We start from the raw sequence: 279 nt of genomic DNA, 5'->3' as shown, positions 1-279 counted from the left end.
GCGCGACGTCGGCGCCGAAGGCCTTCTTGGCCGCCTCGAATGCGGTGCGGATGGCACGGTCGTCGGCCCTTTCGATGAACTCGGAGTAGCTGAGCCCCCTCCCGCCGAAGCGTCCCTCGATCTCCTTGACGTGGACGTCCCACACCTCCTGGACAGAACTGGCGAGCTTGCCGGCGTAGATGGTGGCGTAGCCGTCGAGGAGGCGGTGAAGGTCCTCATGGACCTTGCGGAGCGCCCCGGGCGACACTCCGTCCGCAGACAGCGCCTGCGCCAAGGTCA

1 protein-coding gene is annotated in these 279 nt (G+C 67.7%); it reads right to left on the bottom strand.

Annotation, left to right across the window (positions count from 1 at the left end):
- The coding region (locus Ga0451573_RS19155; RefSeq protein ID WP_231685785.1) for a hypothetical protein at positions 1-279 on the bottom strand (279 nt) is incomplete at both ends.

Origin of the sequence: Phosphitispora fastidiosa, assembly GCF_019008365.1 — a bacterium.
GTDB lineage: Bacteria > Bacillota > Thermincolia > Thermincolales > UBA2595 > Phosphitispora > Phosphitispora fastidiosa.
This window is presented reverse-complemented; position numbering and strand designations above follow the sequence as displayed.